Source organism: Brevibacillus soli (assembly GCF_044759095.2).
Lineage (GTDB): Bacteria > Bacillota > Bacilli > Brevibacillales > Brevibacillaceae > JBIYSM02.
The window spans coordinates 33800-50355 of the sequence record NZ_JBIYSM020000002.1 but is presented as its reverse complement, the minus strand read 5'-3'; the positions used below and the strand labels follow the sequence as shown (position 1 = coordinate 50355).

The 16556-nt window shown below is 53.0% G+C and carries 15 protein-coding genes; all 15 read left to right on the top strand.

What is annotated here, in order from left to right; all coding sequences use genetic code 11:
- Positions 1-80 precede the first annotated feature (80 nt).
- The 15 genes from ACE99V_RS01145 (at position 81) to ACE99V_RS01075 (ending at position 16508) form a co-directional block, all read left to right on the top strand.
- Entirely contained in the window at positions 81-341 is a 261-nt protein-coding gene (locus tag ACE99V_RS01145; protein ID WP_400489121.1) for a YlmC/YmxH family sporulation protein, read from the top strand.
- A gap of 136 nt (positions 342-477) precedes the next feature.
- On the top strand, positions 478-1380 hold the full coding sequence (gene dpsA / locus ACE99V_RS01140) for a dipicolinate synthase subunit DpsA (protein WP_400489120.1): 903 nt from the start codon (positions 478-480) through the stop codon (positions 1378-1380).
- Positions 1373-1969 carry a dipicolinate synthase subunit B gene (locus ACE99V_RS01135; RefSeq protein ID WP_400489119.1) on the top strand — a complete coding sequence of 199 codons (597 nt, stop codon included), beginning with the start codon at positions 1373-1375 and terminating at the stop codon, positions 1967-1969. Before dpsA ends, ACE99V_RS01135 begins: the two co-directional genes overlap by 8 nt.
- A gap of 34 nt (positions 1970-2003) precedes the next feature.
- Positions 2004-3044, top strand: a complete 1041-nt coding sequence (locus ACE99V_RS01130; protein WP_400489118.1) for an aspartate-semialdehyde dehydrogenase — start codon at positions 2004-2006, stop codon at positions 3042-3044.
- Positions 3045-3055: 11 nt separating this feature from the next.
- On the top strand, positions 3056-4282 hold the full coding sequence (gene dapG / locus ACE99V_RS01125; protein ID WP_400489117.1) for an aspartate kinase: 1227 nt from the start codon (positions 3056-3058) through the stop codon (positions 4280-4282).
- 33 nt (positions 4283-4315) lie between these two features.
- Positions 4316-5185, top strand: coding sequence for a 4-hydroxy-tetrahydrodipicolinate synthase (gene dapA, locus ACE99V_RS01120; protein WP_400489116.1), 870 nt, complete (start codon positions 4316-4318; stop codon positions 5183-5185).
- 189 nt (positions 5186-5374) lie between these two features.
- A complete protein-coding gene (locus ACE99V_RS01115; RefSeq protein ID WP_400489115.1) occupies positions 5375-7051 on the top strand; it encodes a ribonuclease J in 1677 nt (558 codons plus the stop codon).
- Between the two features lie 204 nt (positions 7052-7255).
- Complete coding sequence (locus tag ACE99V_RS01110; protein ID WP_400489114.1) at positions 7256-8062, top strand: ClpP family protease; 807 nt, start codon at positions 7256-7258, stop codon at positions 8060-8062.
- On the top strand, positions 8059-8289 hold the full coding sequence (locus ACE99V_RS01105) for a YlzJ-like family protein (protein ID WP_400489113.1): 231 nt from the start codon (positions 8059-8061) through the stop codon (positions 8287-8289). The genes ACE99V_RS01110 and ACE99V_RS01105 overlap by 4 nt, the downstream gene beginning before the upstream one ends.
- A gap of 201 nt (positions 8290-8490) precedes the next feature.
- A complete protein-coding gene (locus ACE99V_RS01100; RefSeq protein WP_400489112.1) occupies positions 8491-10833 on the top strand; it encodes an FtsK/SpoIIIE family DNA translocase in 2343 nt (780 codons plus the stop codon).
- A 170-nt stretch (positions 10834-11003) separates the two neighbouring features.
- Positions 11004-11729 (top strand): GntR family transcriptional regulator, encoded by a 726-nt coding sequence (locus ACE99V_RS01095; protein WP_400489111.1) that lies wholly within the window; start codon positions 11004-11006, stop codon positions 11727-11729.
- A gap of 65 nt (positions 11730-11794) precedes the next feature.
- Complete coding sequence (locus ACE99V_RS01090) at positions 11795-12844, top strand: BMP family lipoprotein (RefSeq protein ID WP_400489110.1); 1050 nt, start codon at positions 11795-11797, stop codon at positions 12842-12844.
- 88 nt (positions 12845-12932) lie between these two features.
- Positions 12933-14474 (top strand): ABC transporter ATP-binding protein, encoded by a 1542-nt coding sequence (locus tag ACE99V_RS01085; protein ID WP_400489109.1) that lies wholly within the window; start codon positions 12933-12935, stop codon positions 14472-14474.
- On the top strand, positions 14467-15540 hold the full coding sequence (locus tag ACE99V_RS01080) for an ABC transporter permease (protein ID WP_400489108.1): 1074 nt from the start codon (positions 14467-14469) through the stop codon (positions 15538-15540). Before ACE99V_RS01085 ends, ACE99V_RS01080 begins: the two co-directional genes overlap by 8 nt.
- Positions 15540-16508 carry an ABC transporter permease gene (locus tag ACE99V_RS01075; protein WP_400489107.1) on the top strand — a complete coding sequence of 323 codons (969 nt, stop codon included), beginning with the start codon at positions 15540-15542 and terminating at the stop codon, positions 16506-16508. The genes ACE99V_RS01080 and ACE99V_RS01075 overlap by 1 nt, the downstream gene beginning before the upstream one ends.
- The last annotated feature ends 48 nt before the right edge of the window (positions 16509-16556 follow it).

The window sequence follows — 16556 nt, the reverse complement described above, 5'->3', positions numbered from 1 at the left end:
CCGGTTTTTTTGCGTATTCTTCAGGTAATCGGGACAAATCACATCGTATCGCCACTACGGGTTAACAAGGAGGAAGGGTTATGCGATTAAGCGATCTGGGCGGAAAGGAAATCATCGGATTGGACAATGGGGAACGCATAGGAGTTGTAGGGGATGCCGATCTGGAGATCAACCCCGCTACAGGTGAAATCACGTCCATCATCTTGCCGGGCGGCAATCTGTTTCGCTTCGGGAAACGGCGGGAAGAGATCGTCATCCCCTGGGACGCCATCGTGAAAGTCGGTCCGGACATGATGATCATCCAGATGAACAAGGAGAGTGTGAAGGTCCAGCAGGAGTAAGCCGCAGTCACCGAACTTTTGGTAACCGAATAGGATGGGGGTAGACCGCAACGATTTCCGTACTCTTTTTCACACGGAAAAACCTTTGCGTTTCGATTGTTTAATGCAGTAAAATGTGTGGAAAGGGGAACGCAGCATGCTAACGGGGATACATGTTGCCTTAATCGGCGGAGACGCTCGACAGTTGGAAGTCATCAAGAAGTGTATCCAGCTGGATGCAAGCGTTACGTTGATTGGCTTTGACAACCTGGAGAGTATTTTCACAGGGGCAACGAAAAAACCATTAACATGCGACGTGTTGAAAGACGCCGATGCTCTCATCCTTCCCATAGTCGGTTCCGATGACAGGGGCTACGTCGAAAGCATTTTCTGCTCCAAGCCGTTGCAACTGGTGGAAGAACACGCGGCCAGTTTGCAAAAGCACTGTGTCGTCTATACAGGCATGGCAAAACCCTACCTGAAAAACCTGTTTGCCGCGAAGCAAATTTCGCTGGTGGAACTGTTAGATCGTGATGATGTGGCCATATACAACTCCATTCCCACAGTAGAGGGCGCGTTGATGATGGCGATTCAAAATACGGATATTACGATCCACGGGTCACAGGCAATCGTGCTCGGGTTGGGACGGACAGGCATGTCCATGGCTCGCGCTTTGCACGCATTAGGAGCACGCGTGAGGGTAGGAGCGAGGCGTCAGGAACACTTAGCACGCGTTTATGAGATGGGACTTACTCCCTTTCATATAAGCGAAGTCAAGCAGCAGGTGAGCAATGCGGATTTTATCTTCAATACCATTCCAAAACTGATACTCACTGCAGAAGTGATCGCCCAAATGCAGCAGTCTGCCTTCATTCTCGACCTGGCCTCCAAGCCAGGCGGCACAGATTTCCGCTATGCCGAAAGACGAGGCATCAAAGCAATCCTCGCTCCCGGATTACCTGGTATTGTCGCACCGAAAACAGCAGGTCAGATTTTGGCCCATACGCTGTCTCGTCTCATTGCCGAACAATCCATCACCAGGGGGAGTCAACATGAGTGATTTGCAGGGAAAAACCATTGGATTTGGCTTGTCAGGGTCGCACTGTACCTTTGAGGAGACAATGCCGCAGATCAAGCGGCTGATAGATGCCGGCGCCCGGGTCATTCCCATCGTCACCAATACCATCCTGACCACGGACACCCGATTCGGAACCTCCGAGGGTTGGCAAAAGCAGTTGGTGGACATCACGGGCGAAAAGTTGATCACGACCATTCCGGAAGCAGAGCCTTTGGGACCTTCCAAGCTCCTTGATGCAATGGTGATCGCACCGTGTACAGGGAGTACGACCAGCCGTCTGGCCAACGCCATTACCGACAGTCCCGTACTGATGGCGGCGAAAGCGACAATGCGCAACCTGCGCCCGGTGGTTATCGCCATTTCCACCAACGACGGCTTGGGGCTCAACGCTGCCAACATCGCGAAACTGCTCGCATCCAAAAACATTTACTTCGTCCCGTTTGGGCAGGATGCTCCGGATAAAAAACCGAATTCGCTCGTCGCACGTATGGAATTGCTCAAGGAAACCTGTGAAGCTGCGTTAGAAGGCAGACAATTGCAACCCTTGCTAATAGAAAGATTCAATTACTAAATCACGCTCATTCGCGTTCTGGAGGGGTAAAAAGATGGAGAACCAACTGAAGTACAATGTGGCTGTAGTCGGTGCGACCGGTGCAGTCGGACAGCAGATGATTTCACTTTTGGAACAGCGTGACTTCCCGATCAACCAGCTCAAGCTGCTTGCGTCCGGTCGTTCCGCGGGCAAGAAGGTCATGTTTAAGGGACAGGAAGTTGTCATCGAAGAGGCCAAACCGGAGAGTTTCGCCGGCGTGCATTTTGCCCTGTTCAGTGCAGGCGGCGCGGTCAGCAAGGAGTTGGCAAAACACGCAGTCGCGCACGGTGCAGTGGTCATTGACAATACCAGTGCATACCGCATGGACCCGGATGTCCCGCTCGTGGTTCCGGAAGTAAACATGGATGCTGCCTTCAAGCACAAGGGCATCATCGCCAACCCGAACTGCTCCACCATTCAGATGGTTGCTGCTTTGAAACCCTTGTATGATCGTTACGGCATAGACCGCATCATCGTTTCAACCTATCAGGCGGTATCCGGTGCCGGTGCGTCCGCGATCGAGGAACTGTTGACGCAGTCACGTGACGTTCTGGACGGAAAAGAACCGCAGTGCAAGGTGCTTCCGGTCGGAAAACTGCCGGTTCACCACCAGATTGCCTTCAATGCCATCCCGCAAATTGACGTGTTCACCGACAACGGGTTTACCTATGAAGAGATGAAGATGGTAAACGAGACGAAAAAGATTTTGGGTGACGAGAATGTACTTGTTTCCGCCACCTGCGTGCGCATCCCGGTCGTTTACGGGCACAGCGAGGCCGTTTATGTGGAACTAAAACAGGAATACGATTTGGCGGAAGTGAAAGCTCTGCTGGAGCAAGCGCCAGGCGTGGTTCTCGTTGACTCGCCGGAGGAACAGCGATATCCGCTTGCGACGGACTCTGCTGGCAAGCTGGATGTATTCGTAGGACGCGTCCGTCGCGACCTGCACCATCCACGCGGACTTCACATGTGGATTGTATCTGACAACCTCTTGAAAGGCGCTGCGTGGAATACCGTACAAATTGCAGAGGAACTCATCAAAGCTAATTCATAGGAGAGAGGTCTGTGAGAATTCTCGTCCAAAAGTTCGGTGGCTCCTCACTGACAACAGAAGATTGCCGACTGCGCGCAATCACACATATAGAAAGGGCGTTGGCAGAAGGCTACGCCCTGGTCGTGGTCGTGTCTGCGATGGGACGAAAAGGAGACCCGTACGCAACCGACACTCTCTTACAATTAATTCGCAACAACGGAAACCGTCTGCCGAATCGGGAGACGGATTTGCTCATGCATACGGGGGAAATCATTTCCGCAACCGTGATGTGCAGTATGCTGAACGCCCGGGGGATCCCGTCTACCATTCTCACGGGAGGGCAGGCGAACATCATCACGACGGGGGACTTTACCAACGCCCAGATCATGAGCATCGATCCCAAGCGGATTCGACAGGAACTGGAAGCGGGCAACGTTGTGATTGTTCCGGGCTTTCAAGGACGCACAGCCGACTGGGAAATAACGACGCTGGGGCGGGGAGGCAGCGATACCACTGCTACGGCATTGGGCGTGGCGCTGCAGGCCGAAATGGTCGATATTTTTACCGACGTAAACGGCATCATGACCGCTGACCCACGGATTGTAGAGGAGGCCCAGCCGCTCACCACCGTCACCTATACGGAGATCTGCAACATGGCCCATCTCGGCGCAAAAGTGATCCATCCGCGTGCAGTTGAGATCGCCATGCAAACGAATGTGCCGATTCGTGTCCGCTCCACATTTTCCGACGACCCGGGTACGCTTGTGACCACCTTGATGGAAATCGGCAAGATGGGCTATGATGTCCAGGACCGACTGATCATGGGGATTGCCCATGTGCCGAATATCACGCAAATCAAGGTGCTGAACAAAGAGGGCCAATACGACACGCAATTGCAGGTATTCAAAGCGATGGCCAACAACGACATCAGCGTGGATTTTATCAGCGTCAATCCGTTGGGAGTCGCCTATACCGTGCATGACCAAATGGGGGAAAAGGCAGCGCAAATTCTCACCGAGATGGGATATGAACCCCAGCTGCTGCCGCATTGTGCGAAAGTCTCCGTAATCGGAGCAGGCATGACCGGGGTTCCCGGCGTCATGGCCCAAATTGTGGAGGCATTGACGCAACAAGATATTCAAATCCTACAATCAGCCGACTCGCACACCACCATTTGGGTGCTTGTGCACGAAACGGACATGGTTCGGGCGGTACGTGCCTTGCATCAGCAGTTCCAGTTGCACACAAGCCGCACATAAGCAGTTCACACATGTAGAGGAGATGGATAGGCAATGGCACGATTTGGTCGTTTGGTTACCGCGATGGTAACCCCTTTTGACGAGCAGCTTCAAATCGATTTCGCAAAAACGGAGCGGCTCATCGACCATCTGTTGGCAACCGGGACGGAAGCGCTCGTCGTGAGCGGCACTACAGGGGAATCCCCGACGCTTTCCAAGACGGAAAAGCTTGAGTTGTTCAAGCACGTCGTGGCGTATGCCAAAGGGAAATGCCACATTATCGCGGGAACCGGAAGCAACGATACGGCTGCAAGCATTGAGTTCACGCAAGCGGCCGAAAAAATTGGCGTGGATGCGGTCATGCTGGTGGCTCCATACTACAGTCGTCCGTCACAGGAAGGGTTGTATCAGCATTTCAAAGCGCTCGCTGAAGCAACCAGTCTTCCGGTTATGCTGTACAATGTACCAGGTCGCACCGCAGTGAACATGACTGCAGAGACGACTCTCCGCCTTGCCCGGATTCCAAACGTCGTCTGCATCAAGGAAGCATCCGGCAATCTGGCACAAATGGCCCAAATTATTGAGCACGCGCCGGAGGGGTTTGAGCTGTACAGCGGCGACGACGCCTTGACGCTGCCGGTTCTCTCCATCGGTGGGGTCGGAATCGTAAGTGTAGCCAGCCATGTGGCAGGACGGCAAATGACGGAAATGATGAATGCATTCTTCGCAGGCAGGAACGCGGAAGCTGCCGCTTTGCACCGAAAGCTGATTCCTGTGTTTGAAGGCCTGTTTGCATATCCCAGCCCGACGCCTACCAAAGCGGCTTTGGAGAAACTGGGCGTGTCTGTTGGAGGCGTACGGCTGCCGCTCGTCGCGCTGAACGAGCAAGAGAAAGCGTTTGTTCATTCACTGCTGCCATCATGATCTTTTCAGAAAAAGAGCCATCACCCGATGGCTCTTTTGTTTTTGGAACTGCAGGCGGTGAGGCAGGAATGAACCTGCTGGGTTTTCTTACTTGTTTTCCTATTTTCCAATCGGGTATAATGAGACTAAGTGATTTGGGGCGGTTTTTTATGAGTGTAACGGACAACTAAATATAGGAGGTTACAAGTTTTGGCAAAATCTCAACATTCGATTCTCATTTTCGCCCTGGGCGGAGTTGGCGAAATTGGGAAAAACATGTACGTGGTGCAGTGTGACGACGATATTGTTGTCATTGATGCCGGTTTGAAATTCCCTGAAGAGGAAATGCTGGGAATTGACATGGTGATTCCGGACATCACGTACCTGGAGGAAAACCGCGATAAGGTTCGCGGCATCATTATTACGCACGGACACGAGGATCACATCGGCGGCCTAAGCTATGTGTTGAAACACTTGAATGTGCCCGTATACGCAACCAAACTCACCCTGGGACTCATTGAAGCAAAATTGAAAGAAGCGGGTATCCTAAGCGATACCAAGCGCGTTCTGATCAACAGCGACTCCGAAATCGCACTGGGAAAAATGAAGGCTACGTTTTTCCGCGTAAACCACAGTATACCGGACTGCGTCGGAGTTTGTCTGGAAACACCGGAGGGCTATATCGTCCACACCGGTGACTTTAAGTTTGACCAAACACCGGTCAACAACCAGACCGCTGACCTCGGCAAAATGGCCATGATAGGAGAGCGCGGCGTGCTCTGCTTGCTGTCGGACAGCACCAACTCCGAGCGCCCTGGCTTTACCGGTTCTGAGCGCTCCGTGGGAGTCGCAATCAAGGACGTATTCAGTAAATCGTCTGGACGGATTGTTGTCTCCACCTTCGCGTCAAACGTCCACCGTATTCAGCAGGTGATCGACGCTGCCGTGGAGTTTAACCGAAAGGTGACGGTCGTCGGACGCAGCATGCAAAACGTCATTTCGATCAGCATGGACTTGGGTTATCTGAACGTTCCCAACGGCTTGATTGTCGAGCCGGACGAGGTAAACAAGCTCCCGGCTGAAAAAGTCGTCATTCTGTCTACTGGAAGTCAAGGGGAGCCGATGTCTGCGCTCACCCGGATGGCCCGATCCGCCCATCGGAAAATTGACATCCTTCCAGGAGATACTGTTATCATCGCAGCTACACCCATCCCGGGCAACGAAAAGTACGTCGCTCGCACCATCGATCAGTTGTATCGCATCGGTGCTGAAGTCATCTACGGAGGACACGGCCCCAATGGTACCGTTCACGTGTCCGGTCACGGCAGCCAGGAAGAACTGCGGTTGATGCTCAACCTGATGAAACCGAAGTACTTTATCCCCATTCACGGTGAATACCGGATGCTTCGCATGCACGGCATTCTGGCCGAACAGGTTGGGATACCGCCGGAAAACATCTTCCTTCTGGACAACGGCGACACTGTGGAAATCTCCGGTGGAAAAGCACGATTTGGCCCGAAAGTCCACGCAGGCAACGTACTGATTGACGGCTTGGGCGTCGGTGACGTAGGAAACATCGTGTTGCGGGACCGCAAACTGCTTTCGCAAGATGGCATACTGGTAGTTGTTGTTACACTCAGCAAACAAAATGGCACGATTTTATCTGGTCCTGACATCATTTCCCGCGGGTTTGTCTACGTGCGGGAATCAGAAGAACTGCTGGACGAGGCGAATCGCATCGTAACCCAAACACTTATCAAATGCATGGAAGAAAATGTAAACGAGTGGTCGTCCTTGAAAAACAACGTAAAGGACGCCCTGGGACGCTTCTTGTACGAACAAACGCGTCGCAGACCGATGATCCTCCCGATCATTATGGAAGTCTAGGGAATACGGAAAGGCAGCGAGACAATCGCTGCCTTTCTTTCTTTTCCAGCTGTGCATCATTTTCCCTTCCTCAACTCATACTAACCAGGAGAGTGATGCAAATTGACGCAGTTTCGCCACTAAGTAGCACCCTGCGGGCACCTGGATGTGGCTTCGCAAGGATGCAAATCGACGCAGTTTCGCCACTAAGTAGGAGGATAGCCTATGCCGAATGGATACAGAGACTTTTTAAACAGACCGCCGTTTGTCAACAACAATCAGGAAGAGCCCGTACAGCCGGACCCGCCCCAAACCGCGCCTGGAACACCTGCAGAGACGCCTGGCCCCGACGATTCAAAAAAACGGATTCTCGATACCATTACCCAGCTGGGCCAAACCAATGTGCCGCAACTGGAGAGCAATATTTACTGCCTCACCATTATCGGGCAGGTGGAAGGGCACATCCAACTGCCGCCCCAGAACAAAACAACCAAGTACGAACACATCATTCCACAGCTCGTCGCTGCCGAGCAGAACAGCAAGATCGAAGGCATACTTGTGATCCTCAATACAGTAGGCGGCGATGTAGAGGCTGGACTGGCGATTGCTGAAATGGTGGCTTCCCTTTCCAAGCCGGTCGTTACGCTGGTATTGGGCGGCGGGCACAGTATCGGCGTGCCGATCGCTGTCAGCGGGGACTATTCGTTCATTGCCGAAACCGCTACGATGACCATCCACCCGATCCGGTTAACCGGTCTGGTCATCGGGGTGCCGCAAACGTTCGAGTATCTGGACAAGATGCAGGATCGAGTGGTCAACTTCATCGCCCGCCACTCCAAAATCACGGAAGAAAAATTTAAGGAACTGATGCTGCGTACGGGCGAGCTTACCCGCGATATCGGAACCAACGTGATTGGAGCGGATGCAGTCAAATACGGGCTGATTGACGAAGTAGGCGGATTGGGCAAGGCATTGAAAAAGCTCAACGAACTGATCGAAAAAGCCCGTTCGGAAGAGGGTGTGCTGCAATGATCATCTACTCAATCGTTCCCATGGAGCTGATCTTTCAGAACCACGAACAGATGGAGAAACAGGAGATTCGTGAGCTGTCTTTTGGAGAGATGACCATGCTCATCGAGCCGACTGGCGCATACGAAGGCAAAATCATTCGCCTGATTAGCCCCAATCCGCAGGACTACCTGAATCCTCGCTACGCTCCTGGACAAAAAATTATGTTCAAGCCGGAATGGCCATCCTAAGAAGCGCTGTATTTCCGTCTATTTCCTGTGGTATACTAGTGCTAAAATGCAGCCGGGCCCACGGCTGCCTTTTTCGCCAGAAGGTAATTATACGATTCAACCATCCTGTCCAATAACTCGGGAAGAGTTCGGGGCCCCGCCCGGCGCAGCGCTAGCTCCAGCTGGGTGGGTTATTTCACCTTTACCAAGAGGAGGCATGCCATGAGTAGAAAAGAGAAAAAACGTTCAAATGCGGCATGGGCCTCAGTCGTCAAAATTGAGTTGCTAGGCTTGGTCATCATCGTTCTGAGTCTGATCGGCTTGTTGGAAAGCGGCTGGTTGGGAAAAAACGTCCTCGCTTTCCTGTTCCGTTTTGTTGCCGGATCCTGGGATTTTACCATCCCGCTCTTCATGATTGGAATGGCCGTACATATGATGTTTACGCGAAAACCTCCGCAGCTTACGTACCGGGTTCTTGGCTGCCTTCTGGTTTTGCTCGCCTTGCTTACCTGGGATCATCTGATGTTGTACAAGCTGGTTACCGCGGACGGAAGATTTGCCGATCAAAGCATTCTCCGCGTAACCTGGGACCGGTTGTGGCTGGATCACAGTCAGACCGTTTCGACGACCGGTGTGGCAGGAGGGATGCTGGGAGCGTTGTTTTTCGCGCTGTGCAACGGCCTGGTGGGTGCAACTGGTACCGGTCTGATCATCATTCTGCTGTTTTTGGCCGGAATCATGTTCCTCTTTAACCTGTCATACGTCGATGTTCTGCTTTTTGTGAAAAACAAAACAGCAGACGGTTACTTCAAGCTGAAGGAATCGGTGAAGGAATCCGTGCTGCTCTTGCAGGAGGAAGGCGAGAAGCGCAGACAGAAAGCCGGAAAAGCGCGGGAGGAAAAGACAAAGCGCACGCAAGCTCAACCGAACGCAATCGAACTCGCGGACGAGGAAGAAGACAGCGACGGTGTGGCTGGCGGCGAGCAAGAGGAGACGGCTGTCGTGCCGGTTATCCGCGACTTTGCCGAGCGCCTCGCGGTAGAGCCTGACACAGCGACAAATCCACCTGCAAAGCCTGCTGCATTCAAGGAGATCACGTTTACCCTGGAAGGGGATGAAGAAATATTCGGTACCTTGGAGGGGACGGATGCCCAACCTGCGCTTCCGTACGTCATCCCTGACTTGATCATGCTCTCGCGGCCGAAGCCGTATACGCCGGGAAAAGACGTCGACCACACCTCCAATGCCGCAAAACTGGTACAAACCTTGAAAAGCTTTGGTGTGAGCGCCATTGTTTCCGAAGTTCACCGCGGACCGGCCGTCACCCGCTATGAAGTGCAGCCGGCCACCGGAGTGAAGGTAAGCCGCATTGTCAGTCTGACGGACGACCTGGCCCTGGCTCTGGCAGCAAAGGATATTCGAATCGAGGCGCCCATCCCGGGAAAGTCGGCTATCGGAATCGAAGTACCCAATTCAGAGGTAGCCGTCGTCTCCCTGCGAGAAGTTTTGGAGTCGCCCCAGTATCAGGATGCGCCGGGCAAATTGACGGTGGCGCTGGGCAGAGACATTTCCGGCGAGCCGATTGTGGCCGACCTGACCAAGATGCCGCACCTGCTGGTAGCGGGCGCAACCGGCAGCGGCAAATCGGTTTGTATCAACGGACTCATCATGAGTATTTTGTTTAAGGCAAAGCCGGATGAAGTAAAGCTGATGATGGTCGATCCGAAAATGGTCGAATTGAATGTGTACAATGGTATTCCCCATCTGCTGGCGCCTGTTGTCACGGACCCCCGCCGCGCTTCTGTCGCCTTGAAAAAGGTGGTGGCGGAAATGGAACGGCGATACACGTTGTTTGCCAAGACGGGCAGCCGCAACATTGAAATGTACAACCAACAAGCGCAAGGATCGCCTCTTCCTTATATCGTGGTCATCGTGGACGAGCTGGCCGATTTGATGATGGTCGCACCTGGAGAAGTGGAAGATGCCATTTGCCGTTTGGCTCAAATGGCCCGTGCCGCCGGCATTCACTTGATCATCGCCACGCAGCGGCCGTCTGTGGACGTGATCACCGGGGTAATCAAAGCCAATATTCCGTCGCGCATTGCTTTTGGCGTATCCTCCATGGCCGATTCCCGCACGATTCTGGACATGGGCGGGGCCGAAAAGCTGTTGGGGCGCGGAGACATGCTCTATCTGCCGATGGGTGCCTCCAAGCCGACCCGCGTTCAGGGGGCGTTTGTCTCCGACAAAGAGGTGGAGGAAGTGGTCCGGTTTGTCAAGGAACAACAAGAGGTTCACTACCAGGAAGAGATGATTCCGGAAGAGGTGGGGGAAGAACCGCAGGCGGTTGTGGATGATGAGCTGTACGACCAGGCCGTGCAGATCGTCGCGGAGGCGCAAACGGCTTCTGCTTCCCTGCTGCAGCGCCGTCTTCGCGTCGGCTATACGCGTGCCGCCCGTCTGATTGACATGATGGAGGCGCAGGGTATCGTCGGACCGTACGAGGGAAGCAAGCCAAGGGAAGTCCGCCTGCCTCGACCAACTGCCGAGAGCAACATCTCCTGACAAATATGAAGGATCGGCATATGGATCGATAAAATTTGCTTGCATGAATCTCGTCGCATGGGGTACAATTTTTTACGGACTTTAGGAAATTGTTGTTAGCCGTCTACTGTGAAAGAGAGGTCTGACGTCCTACCATTGCGATTTGCTCGTAGGGACCAGGAGTGAATGGGATGAGTGTTAAGGGGAATTTTCGATCGCTTTGTTTGCTGGTGATGGACAAGATTAAAAGCGATATCGAATCCGGGCTTCTTCGGCCCGGCGAGCGGCTGCCAGCAGAGTCCATTCTGTCCAAGCAATTGGGCGTAAGCCGGGCCACGCTTAGAGAAGCACTCCGCTTGCTGGAAGAAGAAAAAATCGTCCTTCGTCGACATGGAGTTGGAACATTTATTAACACCCGGCCTGTTTTTTCAGGCGGTATTGGGGAACTCTTTAGTGTGACGGATGCGATTGAGCGAGAAGGTCAGAAACCGGGTACCACCTTGTTGTATTCCGGATTCGCCGAGCCCGGGGAAGACGAGCGAAAAAGGCTTTCCCTGAATGCGGGAGAGGGCGTGCTGACGGTCGAGCGGATCCGAACCGCCGACGGTGAACCCGTCGTCTATTGCATTGATAAAATACCTGCTCATTTCATGCCCGAAGGTTATCGCAAGGAATGTGAGTCGATCTTCGAACTGCTGGAGAACGTGTCGGGAGTTCGCATTGCCTACGCTGTTGCCCATATCGAACCGATTGGATACAGCGAAAAAGTATCTTCCTTGCTGCAGTGTGATCCCAAAACCGCACTTCTCTTGCTGAAGCAGATTCACTACGACGAGAGTGAACGGGCTGTCCTTTACTCGCACAATTACTTTCGGGCAGACAAGTTTCACTTCCACGTCGTGCGAAGACGGCCATGAAATGTGAGGGAAGTCTCACGCAACAATTTTTTAGTTCACCACAAGAAAAATGGGGGTATTCAGGCATGAAAAAGGTATTATCCGTCCTTTCTGTAGCAACCCTGAGCCTTTCGCTGTTACTGGCTGGTTGCGGTGGCGCAACAAATCAAGGACAACAGGGACAAGGAGGAGCTGCTGGAGGTCAAGCTCCGACTGCTCGTATCGGTATGGTTACCGACGTGGGCGGTGTGAACGACAACTCCTTTAACCAAAGTGCATGGGAAGGTCTGCAAAAACTGCAGCAAGACATGAACCTGCCGAAAGAAAACGTCAACTACCTGCAATCCACCGGCGATGCTGACTACATCCCGAACCTGACTCAATTCGTAAAGGACAAGTGGGATCTCACTTGGGGAATCGGTTTCCTGATGGGTGACCATGTGAAAAAGGTAGCACAAGAGAACCCGGATGCCAAATTGGCGATCATCGACGCCGTGGTAGAGGCACCAAACGTAGAATCTGTTGTGTTCAAAGAACATGAAGGTTCCTTCCTGGTTGGTGTCGTGGCTGCGAAAATGACAAAGACCAACAAAATTGGTTTCGTTGGCGGCATGGACATTCCGGTTATCAAACGCTTTGAAGCAGGCTTTATCGCAGGTGTAAAAGCGGCCAATCCGAACGCGCAAGTAATTCCGATCTACACGGGTGCTTTCGACAAGCCTGACCTTGGCAAATCCGCAGCTTCCCAACTGTTCGGTCAAGGAGCTGACATCGTGTTCCACGCTTCCGGATCTACCGGTGACGGTGTGTTCAACGAAGCGAAAGACCGCAAGTCAAAAGGCGAAAACGTTTGGGTAATCGGTGTGGACAAAGACCAATCCATCACCTTCGGCGACGATGTAACCCTGACTTCCATGATGAAGCGTGTTGACGAAGCGGTCTACCGCGTATCCAAAGATGTGATTGAAGGCAAATTCAAGGGCGGAGTAGTGGCTCTGGGTCTTGCTGAAAACGGCGTAGGACTCCCCGAAACCTCCAAGAAAAACGTTCCGGAAGACGTTTTGAAAGCAGTAGAAGAATACAAGCAAAAAATTATCAGTGGCGAAATCAAAGTACCTGAGACACCTGAGAAATAAAAGTAGCCATGCTGTACACGGACAAGGCTAGTGGAAAGCTAGCCTTGTTCTTTACATGGAAGAACCCACGAGAACGGGGTGAATACGATTGAATTCAGTACAAACAGTAGTTGAAATGCGCGGCATTACCAAACGCTTTCCCGGCATTGTCGCCAACGATAACATCAATTTGGTCGTAAAAAAAGGCGAAATCCACGCCCTCCTTGGTGAGAACGGCGCTGGCAAGTCTACTTTGATGAACATCCTGTTCGGCTTGTATCAACAGGACGAAGGTGAAATCTTTATCAACGAAAAACCGGTGAACATCACCAGCCCCAATGTGGCAAACGATCTTGGCATCGGAATGGTCCACCAGCACTTTATGCTTGTCGAGCCCTTTACCGTAACCGAGAACATTGTATTAGGAAATGAACCGAGGAACGGGTTACAGATAGATATCCAGCAAGCAGTTAAGGAAGTGCAGCAGCTGTCTGAGCGATACGGGTTGAAGGTTGACCCGTATGCGAAAATCGAGCATATCTCCGTAGGCATGCAGCAGCGCGTGGAGATTTTGAAAACGCTTTACCGCGGAGCCGACATCCTGATATTCGACGAACCGACAGCAGTTCTTACCCCTCAAGAGATTCATGAACTCATCGAAATCATGCGTAACCTGGTAAAAGAGGGGAAAACCATTATCCTGATTACCCACAAGTTAAAAGAGATTATGGCTGTCTGCGACTCGGTTACCATTATCCGACGCGGAAAAGTGATCGACTCGGTCGCAGTGAAGGATACCAATCCCGACGACCTGGCGGCGAAAATGGTAGGGCGGGAGGTCAACTTCCGTGTGGAAAAGCAGCCGAGCCAACCGAAGGAAGTCATTCTCGCCGTAGAAAATGTTACTGCCCTTGGCAACCGAGGAGTAAATGCCCTGAACAACCTCTCCCTGGAAGTGAGGGCAGGGGAAATTCTCGGGATTGCCGGCGTTGATGGGAATGGCCAGAGCGAACTGATCGAGGTGCTGACCGGCCTGCGCAAAGCCCAACAGGGCCGTGTGCTGTTAAAGGGCAAGGACATCACCAATCAGACACCGCGGGACATCTCCGAATCCGGTCTCTCCCACATCCCGGAAGACCGTCACAAACGCGGTCTGGTGCTAGATTTTACGATGAGCGAAAACATGGTGCTGGAAACTTACTTCCATCCTGCGTTCAACAAAAACGGCTTCCTGGACTACAGGGCCATCGATGAGCACGCGGCCAAACTGATCGAGGAATTTGACGTCCGGACGCCCAGCATCTACACTCCGGCGCGCGCCTTGTCCGGCGGTAACCAGCAAAAGGCAATCATCGCCCGAGAAGTGAACAAAGACCCGGATCTGCTGATTGCGGCTCAACCGACACGGGGTCTGGACGTCGGAGCCATTGAATTTATTCACAGACGATTGGTGGAACAGCGCGACAAGGGGAAAGCGGTTCTGCTGATCTCGTTGGAACTGGATGAAATCATGAACGTATCTGACCGAATCGCAGTGATTTACGAAGGACAGATTGTCGGCATCGTAGATCCGAAGACGACCTCGGAACAAGAGCTGGGGTTGATGATGTCGGGCGGCAAACGGATGCAAGGAGGGGGAAACGTTGAATAAAGTACTGACGATTTTCTCGAAAGAATCGTTTCTCGTTCCTGTTGCTGCCATCGTCCTCGGCCTGTTGACGGGGGCGTTAGCCATGCTGGCAGGCGGTTTCGACCCGATTAAGGCATACTCGTCGCTGCTTACGAAAGTATTTGGCGGCACCTACAACTTCGGGGAAACCATACGGCAGATCACGCCGTTGGTTTTTACGGGCTTGTCCGTCGCTTTTGCTTTCCGTACAGGATTGTTCAACATTGGTGCAGAGGGACAGTTTATCATGGGCATGCTCGCTTCTGTAGTAGTGGGGATTTCTCTGGATTTGCCTCCGTACATTCACGCTCCGCTGGCGATTCTGGCCGGTGCGGTGGCTGGCGGTCTGTGGGGCGCCATTGCCGGTTATCTGAAGGCAGCCCGCGGAGTCCACGAGGTCATTACCACGATCATGTTGAACTGGATTGCACTGTACTTTGCGAACTACATTTTAAAATCGTTTTTCGTACCGCAAGGACAGCAACGTTCCGAGCTTGTCAAGGATTCGGCTGTCATTACGGTAGGCTGGCTGTCCGACATGTTTGGCGGTGCCCGACTGCACTGGGGGACACTGTTAGCGGTACTGGCAGCAATCTTTTTCTATATCTTGCTGTGGAAAACCAAGTCCGGCTTTGAGCTGCGCGCGGTCGGGTTGAATCCGCACGCCTCCGAATATGCCGGCATGAACGTCAACAAAAATGTGATGACCGCCATGTTTATGGGCGGGATGTTCGCTGGAATCGGCGGTGCCTGCGAAACCCTCGGGGTGTTTCACTATCAGGCGATTATGGCGGCCATGCCAGGATACGGTTTTGACGGAATCGCCGTAGCCCTGATCGGCGGCAACTCTCCGTTCGGAGTCGTGCTCGGTGCCGTTCTGTTTGGCATGCTGACGTTTGGCGCGTCCGGCATGAAATTTGGCGCCGGCGTACCGGTCGAGCTGATTCGAGTCGTGATCGCTTCGGTCATCTTCTTCGTCGCTGCACACGGCATCGTGAAATTCTTGTTGAAGCCAATGATGGCTAAGAAAAGGGAGGGGGGCAGCTGATGGACTGGCTGTTGATATCTGGTAACCTCGTTCACGATACCATCGTATTCTCGACTGCCCTCATCTTCGCCGCCTTAGGCGGGATGTACTCGGAACGCTCCGGTGTCGTCAACATCGCCCTGGAAGGTATGATGATCATGGGGGCGTTTACCGGAGCCGTCGTCACCTTTTACATGCAGGATGCTTTTCCTGCTCCATCGACCATGGCACCGTGGATCGGTTTTATGGCGGCGATTGTAGCAGGGGCGATCTTCTCCTTGCCGCACGCGGTCGCATCGATCACCTTCAAGGCTGACCAGGTGGTGAGCGGGGTTGCCTTAAACTTCCTGGCCATGGGTCTTTCCGTCTACCTGACGAAAATTCTCTTTAATGGTGCGGGTCAAACCACGACGTTGTCCGCTGTTTTCAAAAAGTGGGACATTCCGGTTCTAGGAGACATTCCGTATCTGGGCCACGCCATCTTTGAAGGATATCCGACAAGTTTTGTGGCTTTCGCGCTGGTGGCCATCTCCTGGTTCGTCCTGTTTAAAACACCGTTTGGATTGCGGTTGCGTGCAGTCGGTGAACACCCGCGCGCTGCCGATACGGTTGGGATCAACGTAAAACGGATGCGCTACACCGCCGTAATGATCAGCGGTGCGCTGGCGGCCATGGGCGGAGCGACGATTGCCCTCACCACTACCAGCAACTTTTCCCACAACACCGTCTCTGGACAAGGCTTTATTGCCCTTGCAGCACTGATTTTCGGGAAATGGCATCCGAGCGGAGCGATGGGAGCTGCGCTGTTTTTCGGAGTCGCACAGGCGATCAAGTCGCTCGTACAGGTCTTCGGGCTGACGGCATACGTACCGATTGAATTCATCTTTATGCTTCCGTACATTTTGACCATCCTCGTTCTGGCAGGCGTGGTCGGTCGCTCCAGTGCTCCTGCAGCGCTGGGCAAGCCATACGAAACCGGCTCCCGTTAACGCGCTTTTTAGAGAGGCTGACCAAGGTTCCTGGGCGAAATTTTTATC

Excerpts from the sequence above, each read along its gene's own strand:
- ACE99V_RS01145 (WP_400489121.1), top strand. The coding sequence starts at position 81 with ATGCGATTAAGCGATCTGGGCGGAAAGGAAATCATCGGATTGGACAAT.
- dpsA (WP_400489120.1), top strand. The coding sequence starts at position 478 with ATGCTAACGGGGATACATGTTGCCTTAATCGGCGGAGACGCTCGACAG.
- ACE99V_RS01135 (WP_400489119.1), top strand. The coding sequence starts at position 1,373 with ATGAGTGATTTGCAGGGAAAAACCATTGGATTTGGCTTGTCAGGGTCG.
- ACE99V_RS01130 (WP_400489118.1), top strand. The coding sequence starts at position 2,004 with ATGGAGAACCAACTGAAGTACAATGTGGCTGTAGTCGGTGCGACCGGT.
- dapA (WP_400489116.1), top strand. The coding sequence starts at position 4,316 with ATGGCACGATTTGGTCGTTTGGTTACCGCGATGGTAACCCCTTTTGAC.
- ACE99V_RS01110 (WP_400489114.1), top strand. The coding sequence starts at position 7,256 with ATGCCGAATGGATACAGAGACTTTTTAAACAGACCGCCGTTTGTCAAC.
- ACE99V_RS01105 (WP_400489113.1), top strand. The coding sequence starts at position 8,059 with ATGATCATCTACTCAATCGTTCCCATGGAGCTGATCTTTCAGAACCAC.
- ACE99V_RS01100 (WP_400489112.1), top strand. The coding sequence starts at position 8,491 with ATGAGTAGAAAAGAGAAAAAACGTTCAAATGCGGCATGGGCCTCAGTC.
- ACE99V_RS01095 (WP_400489111.1), top strand. The coding sequence starts at position 11,004 with ATGAGTGTTAAGGGGAATTTTCGATCGCTTTGTTTGCTGGTGATGGAC.
- ACE99V_RS01090 (WP_400489110.1), top strand. The coding sequence starts at position 11,795 with ATGAAAAAGGTATTATCCGTCCTTTCTGTAGCAACCCTGAGCCTTTCG.
- ACE99V_RS01075 (WP_400489107.1), top strand. The coding sequence starts at position 15,540 with ATGGACTGGCTGTTGATATCTGGTAACCTCGTTCACGATACCATCGTA.